This window comes from Fimbriimonas sp. LA-C6, from assembly GCF_055398105.1.
The window spans coordinates 3,075,106-3,095,171 of record NZ_AP038796.1 but is presented as its reverse complement, the minus strand read 5'-3'; the positions used below and the strand labels follow the sequence as shown (position 1 = coordinate 3,095,171).

Sequence of the window (20,066 nt, the reverse complement as noted above, 5' to 3'; positions counted from 1 at the left end):
TGTGATGTGGAGCAAAGACGACCTCCTAAGCAACGTACACGTGGCAAAACCCTGCCCAGCCAGCTGGGCAAACATGCAAGGCAGCGATCAGGTCCGTCACTGCACCCATTGCAAACTCAACGTCTACAACCTCTCCGCGATGACCCGAGCGGAAGCCGAGAACCTGATCAAACAAAATGAGGGGCGTCTCTGCGCAAGATTCTTCCGACGTCCCGATGGCACCATCATCACCAAGGACTGCCCTCGCGGAGTCCATGCCGCCCGACTAAAGATCGCCCGATTCACAGCAATAGGCATCCTCGCACTCTTTACCTTCGCAAAAGCAATGGGCTTAAAACTGGACCTCCCCCACACCCTGGGAAAAGATGAAATCATCGGCGACATACCCACAACCGGCAAGCTAGAAGTCACGAAGTAGCGGGCTTTTCCGGCTTTGCTTTCTTGCTCCCTAACCACCAACCGAAAATCCACAACCCAAAGCACAAGTACAGGAACCAATCTCCAAGCAACTTGTAAACCGTCCACCGGTCCCCCACAAGCACCTCCGCGCTTAGAACCTTCTCGCCAGGCGGAGCCTCAGCAACAATCCGCCCCTGCGAATCCACAATCTGAGAGTAGGCATACCCATCGCCCCGAACAAGCGACACGCCCTCCTCCGCAGCCCTAAAAGGCGAAAAAGAAGCGTGCATCGCAGCAATGAAGTGATGCGTGGCATGAGGATCAATGGTAGGCAACGCAATGACATTCACACCCTCAAGCCTCGCCGTCTCTCGCATAGCGGAAGGGAAACAAGAGTCGTAACAGATGCAAAGTCCCAGGGCACCCTTCCCAAAAGCCACAGCCACTGCCTTAGATCCAGGTGTATGCATCTTCACCTCACCACCAAACAGCTTCCTCTTCTCATACCTCGCAGACTCGTTTCCATCAGAGAACAGAGCGGCCACGTTATGAGGCAAAGGCTCAAAGGTATCGCGGAAAGAAGTCACAAACGGCCCAGACTCCTCTGAGATACTCTTGAGCAAAGAAGTGTCAGCACCCTGCACAAGAGCCATCCCACCAAACTCAGGCCACACCGAAAACTCGGGCTTCATCCCGAAAGCCTTCTTCTGAGCAGCAGTCATGTTCTCCTCACCGGGTTCTTCCACCTGGACAACCGCATACCGATGAGGCTCACTACGAGCAGGAACCGTGAGATGCTGCGTCCCAAACCAAGCCACCACAATTCCGACGCCCGCCAAGCCAAACTGCCGCGCAGGCAGCCGAGACAAAGCCACATTCACCCACCAAACGAGAAAAGAAACCAACCAGATCCCGCCCACCGAAGCAACCAACAGCATGGGCAGATGCCGGTACTGAGACAACCCCAAGTGCGCAGGCAACTGCAAAAGCAAACACGACTCAAAAAGCACAGCCACAGCCGCAAACCACCAAGCAGGCCGTCGCCCCGCGTTCTTCTCAGCCGCCATCGCCACAGTTAGAGCGAACGAACACCCGAAAAGCCCAAATCCTGTATAAACCCACGCCGGACTACCCTCAAAGTCCTTGTAGTGATAGAAAAGGCCCGAAAGCGAAAGCCAACACCCGAAGAAGATCGAGATCAAAGCGCAACCAAACCCAACCAGGAAGCCGCGATCACGTGTAGCCACCAACACAGGCACTACGGCAAACCACGCCAGATACCCCTGCTCACCCAAAGGCAGAGCCAGTACCAGCATCAACCCCGAGAGCAAACTCCCAACCAGGCACTTCACCGCATCGCGCATATGCAACAGACGTAATCGAGAAACCATTCGTTGGTAGTCCTATAGCCCTCTTTCAATCCGCCATTCGGCTCAATTTGCTTTGCCAAATCTTCCAGAAACAACTCCAAAGCATACGATGACCCCATGGTGCGAAATTGACAAAGATCCCAACGTGGGCAAGACGACAAATAGGTTTCATCATCGCCTGGGCCATCGTGTCCCAACTTGCGGTCCTCTACGGCGGCATCTGGGTCTTCCTGTCCCTCGCAATGACCGTCCCACTCATCCTGATGTTCATGAAACTCGCCCGCTTCCTCAGGTGACCCCATCGTCTAAACTAAGCGGTTGCAACACAGAAATACAGTCTTGTTCGATCTAGATGGGACCCTAACCGACCCGTTCCCAGGCATCACAACGTGCATCCAGCACGCCCTCCAAGAGCTGAACTACCCCGTTCCAGAAGCCGATGATCTCCGGTTCTGCATCGGACCACCCCTCCGAAGCAGCTTCAGGGCACTGATTGAATCCGAGGATCACGAGCTGATCGAGCAACTCATGGTCAAATACCGCGAGCGATTCAGCACCGTCGGCCTCTTCGAGAACTCCGTCTACGAAGGAATCCCCCTCATCCTCCGCGAGTTCTCAAAAGCTGGCTACACACTCTTCGTCGCAACCTCCAAACCCACCCTCTACGCCAATCAGATCCTCGCCCATTTCGATCTCGCCCAACACTTCAAAGCCGTCTGGGGTAGCGAACTAGATGGATCGCGAAGTGACAAAACAGAGCTGATCAAACAGCTCGTCGCTCAAGAGCAACTCAATCCCGAAGAGTGCTTCATGGTCGGCGACCGCGAGCACGACATCATCGGCGCACTTAACAACGGCCTCTTCGCCGTAGGCGCACTCTGGGGCTATGGATCCTTCATGGAGCTAGAAGCGGCAGGCGCTGGCGCGCTCCTAGACTCGCCAGCAGACCTCACCGTTCTCCCACTGCTCCAATAGCCTAGATTCTGTGCTTCCCAGCAGGCAAAGCCTGCTTCCGCCCCTGCCACTCCAGGTCAAAGTCGACCGGCGAATCCAACTCAAGCCGCCCCTCATCAAACTTCACCTGCAAAAGCCCCTTCGGGTGAGCAATCTTCGCGTCAAACCTCTTCAGACTCCCAGGCTGAGGTGCAATCCGAGCCCGCCCCCATGCAGGCGCCACACTCGTCACTCCAGCCACCAACTGGAAGAACCCCAACACAGGGTTCGCCGACCAAGCATGGCAGTCCGAACGCGCCGGATCAGGAGTCTCAGCAAAGGTGGTCAGACCATGCTCAATCATCTCCTTCCACGGCCCCAACAAGCTCATATAGTCCTTCGCCTGCATCGCCTGATGCTTGTAATAACTGAAATACAAACTCGTCTGAGCTGCCGTAGCACTATGAAGCTCCTCACCGGGCCAAGGATCCATCGGCCTCCCCATCGCCGATTGAACAAGCCGCCACAAAGCCTCAGCATGCTCCGAAGGGTGCTCGTCGATAAAATCACCCGACGTCACAAACGGACCATGCTTTCGGAAATTCTTCAGCGAGGGCATCTTGTTCGGGTGAAGCAGCCTCGCCGTAGCAATCTCGGCAAGACACAAAGTCAGCCGGTGTATAGTCGAAGACATCCCGCCCGTCGGCACGCCATCCTTCCAATCAATCGTCCAATCAGCAAAGGGCCAGTTCGAATTCTCTTCTTTAGCCAAAGGAAGCCGCTTGATCGCATCCACCACGCGCGCAATGTTCGTCTGAGGCCGATGGAGAGTATCGCCGCATGTCACAAAGTCGGCGTCATACATCACCTGATCCCACACCATCATCACCCACCAAAGGCAAAATGGCGGTATCACTTGCGTAATCCGGTTGGGGTACCGACTCTGAGTCAGCCCACTCTCCATAATCGACCACCCAAACTGCTCCACGGAATTGCGAGCCAGCTTCCGATCCGGCGAGAGGTAGTACTGAACCAACGCCTGAATCCGGGAGTCCCCCGCATACTGAAGCTGCTCATAGTAAGGGCAGTCAAAGTAGTTCTCACCCGCACACCGCTCCGCAGTCCGAACAGCAATATCCCAAATCGGCTGGACATTAGCATCGTTAGCCTCAAACGAAGACTCCACCCGATAGGGATAACCCGTCTCAACGGCATCCAACCCAACAATCTCAACCGGACCTTCCGCCTCAATGCGCATGTACCGATAAGTCCGCCACCACAGCGGCTCAAACCGGTTCACACCTTCGCCCAGAACAATCTGGTCCTGGTACCCCCGCATCTCCTTGCCTTCAACCTCGTTCCGATTCCCTTTCACCGGAATCGTCCCATGAGTACCCGCAGCCACCTTCCCAGGCACCCACATCGCCTCCGAGTAAGTCACCTTCACCACGGTCCCAGCCGCGCCGCTTAAAGCGAACCGAGGATAAGCACAAATCAACTCCTGATAGTCAAAGAGCACCGGCCTGCCTTTATCGATCCGCACACCGTCCGAGCCACCATCCCCCACATACCCATGCCGAACCACGGGCCGCTTCGAACGCACTTCGTACTTCATTAAAGGAATCGACCGAGGAATCAAAGCCCAATAAGGTTCAAACCGAGCCCCCTTATCCGCTCCTCCCCGCACGTACTGCGGCTTTCGCCAACTCAGCTTCTCGCTTGATGCTATCGAAGAACAATCAGGGTGAGTCTTCCCGTTGTAAACCTCGCCCGGCCCAATCACCATGTAGAAGTTGTGATTGCCATCCACCATGTTGGCAAAATCCCACTCAGACACCCGAGCAACCTGCCAACCCTTCGGAGTAGACACCCCGTCGCCCTCCATGATGAAAGCCGTGCGCAAAGATATCTGAGCCATAGGCGCACTCCACCCAAAATTCCACACGAGAGCAGAAATCTGGTTAGCGCCCGCTTTCAAAAACGGACCGATATCCACGTATTCGTAAAACCAGTGGTTAATATCCCCACGCTGTGGCCCAAAGCAAACCAGCACGCCGTTCACAAACAACTTGTAACGCTGGTCAGCAGAAAGCCGCACGGGATACGATGTCGGCTTCTCCTTCAGTTCAAGCGTTCGGCGAAAACAGAAAACACCAAGTTCTTCCCTCGGATCGTCGGCGTAACTCACCCATTGAGCGTTCCACTGAGCCATGAGCGCAGTTTAACGTCAACACGCAAAAAGAAAAAAGGATTGGAGCAATCTCTTGCTCCAATCCTTGAATCAACCTTAAGCGAGAGCCTAAAGAGGTGCCAGCGAAACCTGGTCGATCTTGAAAGTAAACGGCGTCTGGTTTCCAGCCGTCGAAGGTCGGATCGCCCGGAACAACAACTTCACTTTCTTCTGTGCATTGAAGTAGTTCGGACTACTGTCGCCCGATACGACCAACGCTGCATCCGTGGTCGTCTGAGCGCCCGCACCAAGCATGACCCATTTACTAGTTGCCCAGTTCCACACAAACACAGTCACCGAGGATCCAGCAACCGCATTCGACTCCACAGCAACCTGAAGCTTCAGATAGTCGGAAGAAGGAAGCGTATAAGTAACTTGAGCAGAAGCCACCGGCCCAACACCGCGAACATTCGCAGACTTAACCGTGAAGTACACATTGTCGGAGTTGACGATACTTGTCACGGACCCCGTCGATCCCGAGCCTTCGTACAGTGCGATGCTGTCTGGAGTCAAAGATCCTAGAGTGACATTCACATCAACAGGATCACTGGCGATACCGTTCGCAACAACCTGAACGGAAGAAGGCCCAATCTCAATGTTGGCTGGCATCTGCGCATGAGTCGATACAATTGCGTTACCGGTGGCAACCCCCATCGTGCTGTGACCATACGACCGGCAATAGAAGACATTGCCACTTGCCTTGTTCGTAATCCGAACAATCGGATAGTTCGATGCATTGCCGTTGTCATCACCATAGCAGTTGCACTGAGACAATCCATTAAACTGCTTTCCAGAGATACTGAACGCCTGTCCTCTCAACAACTGGCTGTTCACCGTTGTGATGACTGGCTTCCAACTGGCCTGCGGACCGCCAGTAGGCGTGTAGATCTCCACATCAGCCGACATATCCGTGTACATCATCTGACCGTTGGGCAACATCAGCATATTGCCCTGGTAGTTCGGGTTCGATGGAGAGTTTGGCGTAGCCGGTACCAACGTGAGGGTCGATCCGTTATATTCGTAAAACTTCGTTCCCGGATCAAAATCGTGACCGATCGTCACAAGAACTTTTCCGTTCGGCAGCAAGCAAGCAGGAGCATCCGCCGCATTACCCTCAAGACCGTTGATCAGGGGATAGTCGGGGCCAGCAACCCACGTACCAGGATCACTTGGATTCGCGCCAGGAGTGTAAGTAGCCGTATGGCCAGTGGCTCCAGTCGCAAACACCTTTCCGTTTGGCAACAGAACAGCAGGTCCAATCTCCTCTGTCTGAGGATTCTCCAGCGATTGAGGAGTGCTACCAGCAGGCACCCACTTCATGGTGGAAATAATGTACTTCTCAGCCGCAGGCGCATTCTCGGCATCAACGGTCAAAACCGTGCCATCGGGCATCAAAGTCCAGCCTTCCTCGTCAAACCGATCACGCTTGCCTGTATTGGTGACAGCCGTCCAAGTCAAAGTTGTCGGATTAAGAATCGCCTGTCGAGTGTCAAACAGGTTGGCAAGCATAAATCGTCCGTCAGGAAGCACGACCGATTGGGCATCGCCAATCCCAGTCCATCCCGCAGGAGGCGCTAACTTAACCCACTGGTCCTTCACCGGATCGTAAACAGCACCCTTATTGGTCCAAGCGGATTGAAGAAAGAGATACTCACCACCCGTGACAACAACACGTCCATCCGCAAGTACAGCCGATGCAAAGTAACGTGGGCCGTAATCGGACGACATACTCGCAACCTTCTTCCAAACACCGTGAATGTAGTCGCCCTTAGAATTCGGACTCAGCTTGTACCAATCCGGTGTGTCAACGTTGTGAACCAAAATCGAGCCGTCGGTGAGAAGCAGTGGCACACCTGCATGAGGAGGCAAGTCGCCGGTGGCCGCCAACCGAGTCCAAGTCTGACCAACAGACGCAGCAGCAAGAGCAAGTACCGCTGCACCAAACAATGTCCTAAGACCGTTCTTCATAAAATATTCCTTTAGAAATGCGAGAAACGAAAGCCAGATGTAAATGTCAGTCCCACACTGGAACCGCCCTATCAGACGCACGGGTTACCAAGTAAGTTTCTACAGGCAGCTAACGTAATGACGCCATGTTATCGCGGCAACCAGTGATCCGTCAAGAAGAAAATGCAAGCTTATCGCGCCAATTATAACGGTTTTCCAACGGGAACCTAAGTCCGTCAACCAAACGCGAACTAGATCACCTGACAAGACTTGCGAATCAACAGCTCCGTAGGCAAAATAGTCTCCGTCGGCTCGCCCACTAACTGACCCTTAATCCGCTCCAAAAGCACCCGCACAGCCTCGCGCCCCATCTCATAAGCTGGCTGCGAAGCAACCGTAAGGAACGGAAAACTCACCATCGCAAGCGGAAAATCGTCGAACCCAACAATCGAAATGTCATCCGGGACTTTTAGCCCATGTTCCGTAAGCTTCTGAATGGCCCCAATCGAGATGAAGTTGTTTGTCGCAAAGATCGCCGTCGGCCGCTCATCCATGGCCAACATCTCACCAGCCATCGCCGCACCACTATCGTGCGTAAAACTCCCGTACTGAACGGACAAGCCCACAGGCTCCCCAAGCTCTTCAAGCGCCCGCTTAAATCCGGCAACTCGCATCTCAGAAGTCGAAACCCCGCGCGGCCCGGTCAAAATCCCAAAACTCCGATGCCCACCCTGAATCAGCAGCTTCCCAAGCTCGTAAGCCCCACCCTCAGAGTCACCTCGCACCACATCAACGGAAGCATTCTGAACAGCCCGGTCCAAAACAACCACCTGCATCTGAAGACGATGAGCAAACTCAACCGCAGCATCACCCGTCAGAGCAGGTACAAGAAGAAGCCCATCCGTGCGCTTCTGCGCTAACAGACGCATATAGCGCATCTCCTCCTCCTCATTCTCGTCCGTATTGCAAAACAGAACAAGATGCCCGGCATCGCTAGCCGCATCCTCCACACCCCGAGCGACCGTCGTGAAAAACGGATTGGTAATATCCGTCACAACCAGAGCAAGCGTCCCTGTATGCTTCGACCGAAGACCCCGCGCAAGCTCATTGGGTACATAGCCAAGCGCACTCATCGAAGCCATCACCTTCGCACGAGTCTCCTCAGAGACATAACCAGTTCCCGTCGACACACGAGAGACGGTCATCGTGCCCACACCAGCATGGCGCGCGACATCGCGGATAGTGACCCTACCGGGACTGGATTCGGGGGAAGATTTCTGCACTAGGAGTACCTCGGATTCTACCTTTATGCATTTTCAGTTGCCTCAAAATCACGATCGCGGTTATAGTGATAACGTGATCACAACGAGCAGTGAACAAGCATGAGCTGGCAAAAGAAACTCTCCGAACTCCTCCCGAGCCTCGGCCATCGCAACTGGATCATCGTTGCCGATGCCGCCTACCCACTCCAAACCTCCAGCGGCCTCGTCACCTTGATAACCGAAGACTCCATCTCAGATTGCCTCTCCGTAGTGATCGAACAACTTAAAATCGCTCCCCACGTCCGCCCCATCGCACTCCTAGACAAGGAACTCAGCTTCCTCACGAACGAACAAGCACCCGGCGTAGAACCCCTCAGGCTCAAGATCATCCAAGCACTCGAAGGCACCGAGACCGAAGTGAAACTTCACGATCAAATCCTCCCCAGCATCGCCGAGGCGAGCCAGACCTACACGGTCGTGGTCATCAAAACCCCCACAACCATCCCCTACACATCCGTCTTTCTCCGCCTAGAGTGCGGCTACTGGAACGCAGCTTCCGAGAACGCCCTCCGCCAACAAATGTCGTAAAGCAACCCCATGAAACCAACCTCCATCCTCATCGCACTATCCATAAGCGCCATATCCCTAGGCCAATACACTCCAACCTTGCCTTCCCTCGAAAAGCACATTGCCGCTCCAGAGTGGTTTCTAGATGCCAAATTCGGCATCTACTGCCACTGGGGCCCCTACTCCGTGCCCGCCTACGGCAACGAGTGGTACCCCCGCAACATGTTCATCAAAGGCTCCAACGAGAACAAGTTCCACATCGCTAAGTACGGCGACCCAAGCAAGTTCGGCTACGACGGCCTCGTCCCTCTCTTCAAAGCCGAAAACTTCGATGCGAACACCTGGGCAGATCTGTTCAAGAAAGCCGGAGCCCGCTTCGCCGGTCCAGTCTCCGAGCACCACGACGGTTTCGCCATGTGGGATACCAAACTCACCCCCTGGAATTCCGTCGAAATGGGCCCCAAACGAGACATCACTGGTGAACTCGAAAAAGCCATCCGGGCCCAAGGCATGAAGTTCATCACCACCTTCCACCACTCGCGCAACGCACTCTGGCAACAAAACGGACAGTGGACGGGTCACTACGACCACGTCCTCTCGGACTACCCCTCCGTTCTCAACGACCCCAAACTCGCCTTCCTGTACGGCTACATGCCCCATGACAAATTCGTTAAGCTCTGGAAAGACAAGTTAGAAGAGGTCATCGACAAATACCAACCCGACCTCATATGGTTCGACTCCTGGCTCAACGAGATCCCACCCAAAGACCAAAACGAGTTCCTCGCCTACTACTTCAACAAAGCCAAAACATGGGGACGAGATGTTCTCGTCACCTGCAAAAACGGCGAAATGGCCAAGAACGTCACCGTCGAGGACTTCGAGAAAGGACGACTGGATGACCTCACAGCCAAACCCTGGCTCACAGACGACACCGTTAGCTGGGGCAGCTGGAGCTACACGGACAACCTAGAACTGAAAGACTCCGCCACCGTCATCAAAACCCTCGTAGACATCGTCAGCAAAAACGGCATCCTCCTCCTCAACGCATCACCCAAAGCCGACGGCACCTTCCCCGACGATCAAAAACAGGTCCTCACATCCATCGGCGAGTGGCTCAAAACCAACGGCCCAGCCATCTACGACACACGTCCCTGGCTGGTCTACGGCGAAGGCCCCACCAAACTCGGAAAAGGCGGTCACTTCGTCGGCAGAGTCAACTACACCGCACAAGACATTCGCTACACCCGCAGCAAAGACAATAAACAGCTCAACGCCATCACCCTAGGCTGGCCCACAACACCCACAGTTACACTCGACTCCGTCAAAGTCCTCGACGCCCCAACAAATGCAACGATCTCCCTCCTCGGCTACGACAAACCCGTAACCTGGTCGGTCAACGCAGCACAACAGTTGGTCATTAACGTCCCTCAAATCGAAGGTGCAAAGCCACTCGCTGCCGCCTTCCAAATCCGAGGCATGAAAACCACGGTCCACCCAGGAGCCATGTTCGCCCGCTCGAACACAATCCGACTCACACCCGAGAAAGCCGTCATCGATGGCCACGCCCAACTAGAAACCAAAGAAGGCAAATCCGATATCGGCTTCTGGGACAGCCCCACCGACTCCATCCATTGGCTAGGCTACATCCCTGCCCCAGGAGACTACGCCATCCGAGGACAGTTCGCCACCGGCATCGGCGCCTCCAGCGTCACCCTAGAAACCGACGGAGTCAAAACAACCTTCGACATCCCCAACACAGGCGACTGGGCCAAGACAACCGTGGTCAATGGCAAGGTCGTCCACTTCAAAAAAGCCGGAATCTATCACTTCACCCTGAAGCCAACCGACCCCAAAAAGTGGACCGCCATCAACGTCTTCGGTATCGAGCTCGCCGCCCTGCCAACAGAGGCCAAATAAGATGGTCGATCCAACCCAAGTCCCGTTCAAAAAACTCCCCAACGGCTCAAAGATGCCAGCCATCGGCCTTGGTACCTTTGGGTCCGATAAGTACACCCCCGAAGAAGTCGCAACAGCCGTCCGCCTCGCCGCCAAAGCAGGCTACCGACACATCGACTGCGCCTCCGTCTACCGAAACGAAAAGGAGGTAGGAGCGGCCCTCGCCGATGTCCTCCAAACGATCCCCCGCGAAGAACTTTGGATCACCTCAAAAGTCTGGAACGACCGCCATAACGACGTCATCGCCTCCTGCAAAGACACCCTAGCCGACCTCAAACTGGACTACCTCGATCTCTACCTCGTCCACTGGCCCTTCCCCAACCATCACGCGCCAGGCGTAGACGTCAACGCCCGAGACCCCCACGCCGTGCCCTACATCCACGACCAATACATGGAGACCTGGCACCAAATGGAGCGCCTTCACGAGATGGGACTTGTCAAGAACATCGGCACGTCCAACATGACAATCCCCAAACTCAAACTCCTCCTCCGAGACGCCAAGCTGAAGCCAGCAGCCAACGAGATGGAGATCCACCCCCACTTCCAACAGCCCGAACTGTTCGACTTCGTCACCGGAAACGGCATGATCCCCATCGGCTACAGCCCCATCGGCTCCCCCAGCCGCCCTGAACGAGACAGAACCCCCGAGGACTCCGTCGATATCGAAGACCCGGTCATCGTAGCCGCCGCCAACCGCCTAGGAGTCCACCCCGCCGTCATCTGCGTCAAATGGCAAATCCAAAGAGGCTCGGTTCCCATCCCGTTCTCAGTCAAACCCGCCCAATTCGAATCGATGCTAGAAGCAGTCGTAGGCAAGCCACTCACTGACGACGAAATGGAAGCCATCGCAACCATCGACCGCAACTGCCGCCTCATCAAAGGCCAAGTCTTCCTATGGCAAGGAGCCACCTCCTGGGAAGACCTCTGGGACCTCGACGGCACTATCTCGTCTTAAACTACCGAAGTGGCGGCGCGCATTCGAAGTGTGCGTCGCCACTGAACGTAGCCAGAAACCGCCAGCCCCAGCAGCACCAGGTCAAGCAACGCCGTAGCCTGCCAACCTTTGGATAGGTAAAGCGGAAAATAGACAATGTCCACCGCGATCCACACAAGCCAGTTCTCAAACAGCTTGCGATTCAACATCACCTGCGCAATCATGCTCGCGACAGCCAACGGCCCGTCAAAATAAGGAGACGCCCCTTCCTTGTGAACCAGTATCGGGATATAAATCGCGCAACCGATCAGAAATGCCGCAAGAGCCCAGAGCCACTTTCGAGGTTCCATACGGGTGATCTGGAGTTCTGAGTGATCTGTACCGCCTCGTGCCCACTGATACCAACCGTGTACAGAAAGCACAAAGAAGAAGATCTGAAGCGAAGCATCCGCATAGAACTTGCCTTGGTAAAAGAAAACGGCATAAATAAGCACGTTCGCAATGCCAATCGGCCAGTTAATGATGTGCTCTACGGAAACCAGATACACGGCGACAATGCCAGTCACATAGCCCGCAAGCTCAAGCCACTCGGAGTGAAACTGAAACCGACAGAACGCGGCGACCAAGAAAGCAAAAAGCGTTACGCCCGCCAAATGAAGTAGGTTCAGTCGCTTGGTCACGAGGATCTGAGAATACCCGTGACCAACCGAACCGTCACGAGCACCTACTTCGACTTAAGCTCGATGTACCGCTTGATCAGCGTGTTCGTAGAGCTGTCGTGCTTCAACTCAGCACCGCCGTCCAACTCAGGAATAATCCGCTGAGCCAGAACTTTGCCCAACTCCACACCCCACTGGTCAAAGCAGTCGATGTTCCAAATCACACCCTGCGTATAAACGCTGTGCTCATACAAAGCAACCAACTTACCAAGCACCGCGGGAGTCAGCTGATCAATCAAAATCGTGTTAGAAGGACGATTGCCCTCAAAAGTCCGATGAGGAACCAACCAAGCAGCCGTACCCTCAGCCGCCACCTCTTCGCCCGTCTTTCCAAACGCCAAAGCCTCCGACTGCGCAAACACATTCGCCATCAGATAGTCGTGGTGCTTGCCCAGCGGGTTCAACTCCTTGCCAAAAGCAATGAAGTCACAAGGGATCAACTTGGTCCCCTGGTGAATCAGCTGATAGAAAGAGTGCTGCCCGTTCGTCCCCGGCTCGCCCCAATAGATAGGTCCCGTCTGGTAATCCACCACTTCCCCATCCAGGGTCACATGCTTACCGTTGCTCTCCATCGTAAGCTGCTGCAGATAAGCCGGGAACCGCTTCAGATACTGTTCATAAGGCAGAACCGCAATCGTATCCACCCCAAAGAAGTTGCTGTACCAAACGTTCAGTAGACCCATGATCACCGGCAGGTTCTGATCAAACGGTGCCGTGCGGAAATGCTCGTCCATCTCATGGAACCCGTCCAGCATCTCCCGGAACCCATCCGGACCAATCGCCAACATCGTGGAAAGCCCAATTGCAGCATCCATCGAGTACCGGCCACCCACCCAGTCCCAAAACTCGAACATGTTGGCCGTATCAATGCCGAACTTAGAAACCGCATCAGCGTTCGTCGAGATCGCCACAAAGTGCTTCGCAACAGCAGCCGGATCAATCAGCGTCGCCAAAGACCAGTCACGCGCCGTGTTCGCATTCGTCATCGTCTCCAAGGTCGTAAAAGTCTTGGAAGAAACAATGAACAGCGTCTCCTCAGCATCCAAATCGTGAGTGACCTCAGCAAAGTCCGTCCCATCAATATTGGAAACAAATCGGAAATTCAAGTCACGCTGACTGTAGCGTCGCAACGCCTCATAAGCCATCACCGGACCAAGATCCGACCCACCAATGCCAATATTGACCACGTTCCGAATCCGCTTGCCGGTGTGCCCAACCCACTCGCCACTCCGCAGCCGGTTCGCAAAAGCCGACATCTTGTCCAGCACCGCATGAACCTGTGGAACCACATCCACACCGTCCACCAAAATCGAACTCCCTTTCGGAGCACGCAGAGCCGTATGAAGAACAGCACGGTTCTCGGTGACGTTAATCTTGTCACCCCGAAACATCGCATCAATCTTCTCGCGAAGCCCACAAGCCTCAGCCAGCTTCACCAATAGCCCCAACGTCTCATCCGTCACACGGTTCTTGGAGTAATCCAGGTAAAGCCCAGCAGCATCCACCGCCAACCGCTCCCCCCGAGTCGAATCCTCCGAGAACAGAGTTCGTAGGTGCTTATCTTGAATCTCTTGGAAGTGCGCTTCAAGAGCCTTCCAAGCCGGGAGTGCAGTGAGCTTTGCCATAGTCGTACCTAAGAGTCTAGCTTTTATCGAGCCTAAATTTGAGACTCATACAGCCTGTTTATGCCTTTCATAGTGACCACGGCAAGCCGCTCACCCAACTCGTTCGTCAGATATTCGTCCATGAGAGAACTCCTAAGCCTATTCACATGCGGCCTATCCATCCTCGTGTCAGGAGCTCAAGCTCAAACAACTTTGCAACCACGATGGAGAGTTCAATTGCCTGGTCAACTCCATTCAATATCGCTCCAGTTGAAGGGAATCGTCCTGTTTGCCAACAACCAAGAGATAACAGCAATCGACGAGGCAACCGGAAAGCCGAAGTGGAAGACCACCCTACCACCCATCCAAATATTCCGCTTCAAACAACCACTCATTGCCCTCTCGGGCACCTCCATTGCCTATGCACGTAACGGAACCTCAAGCTTCGTCAACGTTCTGAATCTCAGCACAGGTGCCATTCAATCCACCTTCGAATGGAAAGATCGAGAAATCCTAGGCATAGACCACGTCGGCTCCAGTTGGCTAGTAGCAACCCGCTCCAAAGCAACGGGAACAGTGCAACTAGGATCCATCAACCTCTTAACCGGCGAATGGCAGCAGAAAATCCCAACCCAAGAACGAACAATTCAGAAAGATAAATACAAGATTGTCGGTTCCGAGCTATTCCAGATCACAAAACAGTCATCACTGCAACACATCAACCTAAACGACTTCGAGTACCCCCTGACCGATCCAAATCGAATCACACAGAATGACAGGAAGCTCTGGCTAATGGATCAAAACACAGTTCTCGACATCGGTACAGAGAATTTCACCGATTCCACGGGAATGACAATGGAGTCCCTCACTGAAAGACACTTCGCCACCTACTGGACCCTCGGTTCCGCGCACCCAAATGGTCCATTGCCACAATGGACCTTCCAATCAAAAGCGGATGTCGGACCAGACGTCGCATTCGCCACGGATGCCATCAAGTACCAGGGCAAACTCCTACTCCACGCGAAAGACAGGCTCTATCAAGTCACCACAAACGGCCCAACGATCTTCACCTCTCAGCCGATGCAGAAAGTTTTTCAAGTCCGTTCGAGGCTGTACGGCATCAATTCAAACAAGCTATTCCGCTACTCCAAAGGTGCTTTTCACGCAATCGCACAAATACCACACCCTTCCGACTGGATCTATCCTCTCCAAGAAGGATTTGTGAGAGTCTTGGTTCCACGTACAAACATCAGCATCACCTACGAATACTTCCCGATCCCAAAACCTCAGTAAGTCGCCAAAATCGTCTTCGGCGTAGGCACTTCAAACGGCGCAACCTTAATCGTCCCACCCACCCTGCGAACCGCATCCTCAGCCTTCGCCTCGTCGTTCGCATGAACCCGAGCCAGCACCTGCCCCGCAGAAACCGCACTCCCCACGCAAACCTCCAGCTGAACTCCCACCGCAAGATCCACCGTATCCGCCTTCGTCTGCCGCCCCCCACCGAGAGCAATCACCGCACGACCCACCGTCTCCGCATCAATAGCCGACACCCAGCCAGCCGCAGAACACCGGATCTCCCTCACAATAGAAGCCACAGGCAAAGCCGATAAGCTCTCCGTAATATTCGAAGTCGCCCCCTGTGCCAAAAACCACTCCCGAGCCTTCCCTAAAGCCTTCCCAGACCGGAGCGCCTCAGCAGCCCGCGCCACACCCTCTTCCCGAGACCCAACCAGCCCAGACGCTTCCAAAGTGATCCCAGCCAACTCAAGACACAGATCCCGAAACCGCTCAGAAGAAGTAGGAAGCGGCTCACCCTTCAAAATCTGAACAGCCTCAGCCACCTCAAGCGCGTTCCCAACCGCCGACCCAAGCGGCTGATTCATATCCGACACCACAATGCGCGTCTTCAATCCGCACAACTTCCCAGTCTCCGAAAGAGACCGAGCCAAAACCCGCGCCTCCTGAGTGGTCCGCATAAACGCCCCCGTGCCACATTTCACATCCAGCACAATCGTCTCCGCACCCCCAGCAATCTTCTTACTAAGAATCGAACTGACAATCAAAGGCACCGAATCAACGGTAGCCGTCGCATCCCGCAACGCATACAACGTCTTATCCGCCGGAGCCAAGTTAGGAGTCTGCCCAGTCAGCGCCAGCCCAATCGAGGCCGCCTGCTGCTTCATCTCCTCGGGAGACAGATCCAACCGAAACCCAGGGATAGAAGACAGCTTGTCAACCGTCCCCCCAGTAATCCCAAGCCCCCGACCAGACATCTTGACCACCATCAGCCCACAAGCCGCCAGCAAGGGAAGCAAAACAATCGTCGTCTTGTCCCCCACTCCCCCCGTGCTGTGCTTATCAACCCAAGGCTTCGACAGCCCCGTCAGGTCCAACCGCTCCCCACTCGCCGCCATCGCCTGAGTCAGCCAAGCCGTCTCCTCAGCGTCCAAAGGCTTCAAATAAGCCGCCATCAACCACGCAGTCAACTGATAATCCGGCACCGTCCCATCAGCGGCAGCACGCGCCAGCGCCAACAAATCCGCCTCCGTATGCTTCTTCCCATCGCGACGGGTCGCAATCAACGACTGCATGTTCATAACAGCTCTAGCCCTTACTGAAATCGTACGGCCCGCGGAAAACGCCCTTCTCCGTGATAATCGCCGTAATCATCTCACCAGGAGTCACGTCAAACGCCGGGTTATAAACCGGACATCCCACCGGAGCCACTCCAACACCCTCAATGTGCGTAAGCTCGTCCGACCCGCGCTCCTCAATCGGAATCAACGTCCCATTCGCAAGCGTCCCGTCCAAAGTCGAACTCGGTGCAGCAATAAAGAAAGGCACGCCATGATGCTTCGCCAAAACCGCAAGCATATAAGTCCCAATCTTGTTCGCCGTATCCCCGTTCGCCGCAATCCGGTCCGCACCCGCAATCACGCAGTCCACCTTCCCATCCCGCATCAAAGTCGCCGCCATGCTGTCCGCAATGCTGTGGAAAGGAATCTCTTCCTTCTGCAACTCGTAAGCCGTAAGCCGCAGCCCCTGCTGCCGAGGCCGAGTCTCGCAAGACCAAACATGGATGTCCTTCTTATCCGAATGAGCCGTCCGAATGACACCCAACGCAGTCCCATGCCCCGCCGTAGCCAAAGCACCCGTATTGCAAACCGTCAAGATATTCCAGCCCAGCATAATCAGATCAGCCCCGTGGCGACCAATCGCATAATTCATCGCCAGATCCTCGTTCTCAATCGCCTTAGCCTCAGCCAAAATCGTCTCGAACTCAAACGTCGGGATCCTAGCAATCCGATCCAACGCCCAGAACAGGTTCACCGCAGTCGGACGAGATGCCGCCAGCGCCTTACTGGAAGCCACTCGATCCTCACCATTCTTGGCAGCAATCGCCATCCCGTAAGCAGCCGCAATCCCAATCGCCGGCGCCCCGCGAACGACCATCGTCTTGATCGCATCCACCACCTGCTCAACCGTCTCAAGCTTCAACCACTCCTCACGAAGAGGCAACTGTCGCTGGTCAAGCATGAGCAAATGCCCATCCGACCATTTCATCGGAGATATCACGCAAAAAGGTTACCGGGTTCTGCCACCGAGTAACCTCTAAGCCATGAAGGTCTTAGTGTTTGAGGAAAATTTGATGTGGAGCTCTCGCCTATTACAGAGCATCCGAGGCCTCGGCCATGAAGCCATCCTCAAAAAGGAAATCCCCACCGACGGCGAAGGAGCGCGCGCAGCCATCATCAACCTAGGCGAAAGCAAACTCGACCTCCAATCCCTAGTCGACACTCTCAAATCGTTCCAAATAGAAGTCATCGGCCACGCCGGCCACAAAGAAAAGGAAGTCCTCGAACTAGGCCGAGCCGTAGGTGTATCCCGCCTCACCACCAACAGCGAACTCACCTTCAAGATAGGCGACATTCTGGCATCAATCGAAACAACTTAACAGTTACCTACAATATAAATAAATGTTATTACTAGTATTAATTACAGAATAAAGCGAGAAACCGATACATATAGTGACTACAACACGAACTAACAAAATTAGTGATGTACGATGAATCCGAGTACTGAATATCTATTTGATTAAACAATCTCGTTTGAGATGACGGCATCAAGTTAAAGACAAGAACAAACCCTTAGCTCTATTTGGACACTCAAGGGACATTCATGAACAAATTTGCAATTGCCGCTTTGGCACTACTCGGGCTCTACACCCAAGCCAATTCCCAACTCCTCGGCACGGCCGACAACTTCGCCGTGCTTGCAGGATCAGCCATCACCAACACAGGCTCAACCAATCTAAGCGGAAACGTGGGCGTCTGGCCAGGAAGCGCTATTACCGGCTTCCCACCCGGACTCGTCACAAACGGAACAATCCACATAAGTGACGCAGTAGCCCAACAAGCACAAAACGATCTCACGACAGCCTATACAACCGTAAAGACAGAGGCTTTCGACCAAGACCTAACAGGACAAGACCTTGGTGGTAAAACACTAACACCCGGTGTCTATCACTTTTCATCCTCTGCCTTTCTCACAGGGACACTCATCCTAGATGCAAAAGGCGATCCCAATGCACGCTTTGATTTTCAAATAGAAAGCACCCTCATCACAGCAAGCAACGCCACGGTCCAAGTCATTAATGGCGACGGTTGCAATGTCTTCTGGCAAGTTGGTAGCTCAGCAACGCTCGGCACCGGCACGGCATTCACAGGACACATCCTCGCACTAGAAAGCATCACACTCAACACCAACGCCTCAATCCTAGATGGCAGCGCTCTCGCAAGAAACGGCGCAGTGACCCTGGACTCAAACGTCATCAAAATCTGCGCAGTCCCAGAACCCATCTCAATGGCAACTCTCGGCTTCGGACTGCTCGCCTTCATCAAGCGACGAAAACGACAAACGAACGCCTAACTTCCATCGGAGGCTTCACTTCGTGTAAAGCCTCCGTTTCCAACTTTCCTTTAGCAAACACGACCCTAATCCTCACGCTATTAGGCTTTTGCAACATTCATTCATTTAGGCCCCAAAAACCGAAGCGAACCGACTCCCCACACGTCATAACCCATAACTTGGAAAGCCATAACAAAGACGATATGGAGCTGTTTCGCGAGGACCTGAAAACCCTCGAAACAGCCTGGAAACAAATCTCCGAAGGATCCTCCGACCGAGACCGAGTCGCAATCCTGGAAGAGCTGAATCTCAACCTCCAGAGCCAAAAAGCTCTGCAAATGAGTTCCTACCAACTCCTCCGAGCCATCCCGCAATACTGGGGCACTAACCGAGCAGAAGACGAAGGCCACCACACCCCAACCGCCGCCGAACTCCTCGCCAGCAAACAACTCTGGCCATTTGCCCGCCCACAAACAAACCTACACGGATCACCGCCCGACTCCAAGTAAACTCAGTACGTGGAGACAGTTCGATGAAGAAGGTCTATTCCAGTGCCACCTCGGCACTCGATGGCGTGTTGTTCGATGGCATGACCATCATGTCCGGTGGATTCGGTCTCTGTGGCATCCCAGAGAACCTCATCCTCGCCCTGAGAGAATCAGGCGTCAAAGACATCACCGTCATAAGCAACAACTGCGGCGTGGACGATTGGGGCATGGGCCTCCTCCTCCAAACCAGACAAATCAAAAAGATGGTCTCCAGCTACGTCGGCGAAAACGCCGAGTTCGAACGCCAATACCTCAGCGGCGAACTAGAGCTTGAGTTCAACCCACAAGGCACCCTCGCCGAACGAATCCGAGCAGGAGGCGCAGGCATCCCAGCCTTCTACACCAAAACCGGCTACGGAACCCTCATCGCCGACGGCAAAGAAACCCGCGAATTCGGCGGCGAGATGTACGTCATGGAAACCGGCCTCGTCGCAGACCTCTCCATCATCAAAGCCTGGAAAGGAGACGAAGAAGGCAACCTCATCTACCGCCGCACAGCCCGCAACTTCAACCCCATGATGGCCACCGCAGGCAAAGTCTGCATCGCCGAAGTAGAAGAACTGGTCCCCGTTGGCTCCCTCGACCCAGACCAGATCCACACCCCAGGCATCTACGTCAACAAAATCCTCAAGGGCCAAAACTACGAAAAGCGAATCGAACGCGTCACCACACGCACCAGGGAGTAG

General features: G+C 54.4%; 19 protein-coding genes. 11 read left to right on the top strand and 8 right to left on the bottom strand.

All coding sequences use genetic code 11. The features are described from left to right. The first annotated feature begins 4 nt into the window (after window positions 1-4). Window positions 5-418: a hypothetical protein gene (locus ACZ51B_RS14395; protein ID WP_464294031.1), complete on the top strand. Its 414-nt coding sequence runs from the start codon at window positions 5-7 to the stop codon at window positions 416-418. Here the strand turns inward: ACZ51B_RS14395 and ACZ51B_RS14390 are convergent. Next, on the bottom strand, window positions 408-1,790 hold the full coding sequence (locus ACZ51B_RS14390) for a nitrilase-related carbon-nitrogen hydrolase (RefSeq protein ID WP_464294030.1): 1,383 nt from the start codon (window positions 1,788-1,790) through the stop codon (window positions 408-410). The two genes, ACZ51B_RS14395 and ACZ51B_RS14390, sit on opposite strands and share 11 nt — an antisense overlap. Before the next feature lie 107 nt (window positions 1,791-1,897). On the opposite strand from ACZ51B_RS14390, the gene ACZ51B_RS14385 reads away from it, so the two are divergent. Together ACZ51B_RS14385 and ACZ51B_RS14380 are read left to right on the top strand one after the other, a co-directional pair. Continuing rightward, window positions 1,898-2,065, top strand: coding sequence for a hypothetical protein (locus ACZ51B_RS14385; RefSeq protein ID WP_464294029.1), 168 nt, complete (start codon window positions 1,898-1,900; stop codon window positions 2,063-2,065). Between the two features lie 22 nt (window positions 2,066-2,087). Next, complete coding sequence (locus tag ACZ51B_RS14380) at window positions 2,088-2,744, top strand: HAD hydrolase-like protein (protein ID WP_464294028.1); 657 nt, start codon at window positions 2,088-2,090, stop codon at window positions 2,742-2,744. A 1-nt stretch (window position 2,745) separates the two neighbouring features. Here ACZ51B_RS14380 and ACZ51B_RS14375 read toward each other — a convergent pair whose 3' ends face one another. From ACZ51B_RS14375 to ACZ51B_RS14365, 3 genes are all read right to left on the bottom strand, one after another. Continuing rightward, the gene (locus ACZ51B_RS14375) at window positions 2,746-4,914 is read right to left on the bottom strand and encodes an alpha-L-rhamnosidase-related protein (protein ID WP_464294027.1); all 2,169 of its coding nucleotides are present in this window, start codon (window positions 4,912-4,914) and stop codon (window positions 2,746-2,748) included. Window positions 4,915-5,001: 87 nt separating this feature from the next. Further along, window positions 5,002-6,900 (bottom strand): Kelch repeat-containing protein, encoded by a 1,899-nt coding sequence (locus tag ACZ51B_RS14370; RefSeq protein ID WP_464294026.1) that lies wholly within the window; start codon window positions 6,898-6,900, stop codon window positions 5,002-5,004. A 230-nt stretch (window positions 6,901-7,130) separates the two neighbouring features. Further along, entirely contained in the window at window positions 7,131-8,162 is a 1,032-nt protein-coding gene (locus tag ACZ51B_RS14365) for a LacI family DNA-binding transcriptional regulator (protein ID WP_464294025.1), read from the bottom strand. 99 nt (window positions 8,163-8,261) lie between these two features. Between ACZ51B_RS14365 and ACZ51B_RS14360 the strand changes: the two genes are divergently transcribed. From ACZ51B_RS14360 to ACZ51B_RS14350, 3 genes are read left to right on the top strand one after another with little or no spacing between them, the layout of a single operon-like run. Further along, on the top strand, window positions 8,262-8,729 hold the full coding sequence (locus ACZ51B_RS14360) for an RbsD/FucU domain-containing protein (RefSeq protein WP_464294024.1): 468 nt from the start codon (window positions 8,262-8,264) through the stop codon (window positions 8,727-8,729). A 9-nt stretch (window positions 8,730-8,738) separates the two neighbouring features. Beyond that, complete coding sequence (locus ACZ51B_RS14355) at window positions 8,739-10,625, top strand: alpha-L-fucosidase (RefSeq protein ID WP_464294023.1); 1,887 nt, start codon at window positions 8,739-8,741, stop codon at window positions 10,623-10,625. 1 nt (window position 10,626) lies between these two features. Beyond that, complete coding sequence (locus tag ACZ51B_RS14350; protein ID WP_464294022.1) at window positions 10,627-11,619, top strand: aldo/keto reductase; 993 nt, start codon at window positions 10,627-10,629, stop codon at window positions 11,617-11,619. Here ACZ51B_RS14350 and pnuC read toward each other — a convergent pair. Further along, on the bottom strand, window positions 11,616-12,278 hold the full coding sequence (gene pnuC, locus ACZ51B_RS14345) for a nicotinamide riboside transporter PnuC (RefSeq protein WP_464294021.1): 663 nt from the start codon (window positions 12,276-12,278) through the stop codon (window positions 11,616-11,618). The two genes, ACZ51B_RS14350 and pnuC, sit on opposite strands and share 4 nt — an antisense overlap. Before the next feature lie 44 nt (window positions 12,279-12,322). Next, the gene (gene pgi / locus ACZ51B_RS14340) at window positions 12,323-13,942 is read right to left on the bottom strand and encodes a glucose-6-phosphate isomerase (RefSeq protein WP_464294020.1); all 1,620 of its coding nucleotides are present in this window, start codon (window positions 13,940-13,942) and stop codon (window positions 12,323-12,325) included. Window positions 13,943-14,158: 216 nt separating this feature from the next. Between pgi and ACZ51B_RS14335 the strand changes: the two genes are divergently transcribed. Then, window positions 14,159-15,214 (top strand): PQQ-binding-like beta-propeller repeat protein, encoded by a 1,056-nt coding sequence (locus ACZ51B_RS14335; RefSeq protein ID WP_464294019.1) that lies wholly within the window; start codon window positions 14,159-14,161, stop codon window positions 15,212-15,214. Here ACZ51B_RS14335 and ACZ51B_RS14330 read toward each other — a convergent pair. Together ACZ51B_RS14330 and mtnA are read right to left on the bottom strand one after the other, a co-directional pair. Beyond that, window positions 15,208-16,521, bottom strand: a complete 1,314-nt coding sequence (locus ACZ51B_RS14330; protein WP_464294018.1) for a thymidine phosphorylase — start codon at window positions 16,519-16,521, stop codon at window positions 15,208-15,210. The genes ACZ51B_RS14335 and ACZ51B_RS14330 overlap by 7 nt on opposite strands. A gap of 7 nt (window positions 16,522-16,528) precedes the next feature. Continuing rightward, window positions 16,529-17,488, bottom strand: coding sequence for an S-methyl-5-thioribose-1-phosphate isomerase (gene mtnA / locus ACZ51B_RS14325; RefSeq protein WP_464294017.1), 960 nt, complete (start codon window positions 17,486-17,488; stop codon window positions 16,529-16,531). Between the two features lie 55 nt (window positions 17,489-17,543). On the opposite strand from mtnA, the gene ACZ51B_RS14320 reads away from it, so the two are divergent. The 4 genes from ACZ51B_RS14320 (at window position 17,544) to ACZ51B_RS14305 (ending at window position 20,066) form a co-directional block, all read left to right on the top strand. Continuing rightward, window positions 17,544-17,879 carry a hypothetical protein gene (locus tag ACZ51B_RS14320; protein ID WP_464294016.1) on the top strand — a complete coding sequence of 112 codons (336 nt, stop codon included), beginning with the start codon at window positions 17,544-17,546 and terminating at the stop codon, window positions 17,877-17,879. A gap of 224 nt (window positions 17,880-18,103) precedes the next feature. Further along, window positions 18,104-18,853 carry a DUF3494 domain-containing protein gene (locus ACZ51B_RS14315; protein WP_464294015.1) on the top strand — a complete coding sequence of 250 codons (750 nt, stop codon included), beginning with the start codon at window positions 18,104-18,106 and terminating at the stop codon, window positions 18,851-18,853. A 158-nt stretch (window positions 18,854-19,011) separates the two neighbouring features. Beyond that, the gene (locus ACZ51B_RS14310) at window positions 19,012-19,341 is read left to right on the top strand and encodes a hypothetical protein (protein WP_464294014.1); all 330 of its coding nucleotides are present in this window, start codon (window positions 19,012-19,014) and stop codon (window positions 19,339-19,341) included. A 23-nt stretch (window positions 19,342-19,364) separates the two neighbouring features. Beyond that, window positions 19,365-20,066: a CoA transferase subunit A gene (locus tag ACZ51B_RS14305; protein WP_464294013.1), complete on the top strand. Its 702-nt coding sequence runs from the start codon at window positions 19,365-19,367 to the stop codon at window positions 20,064-20,066.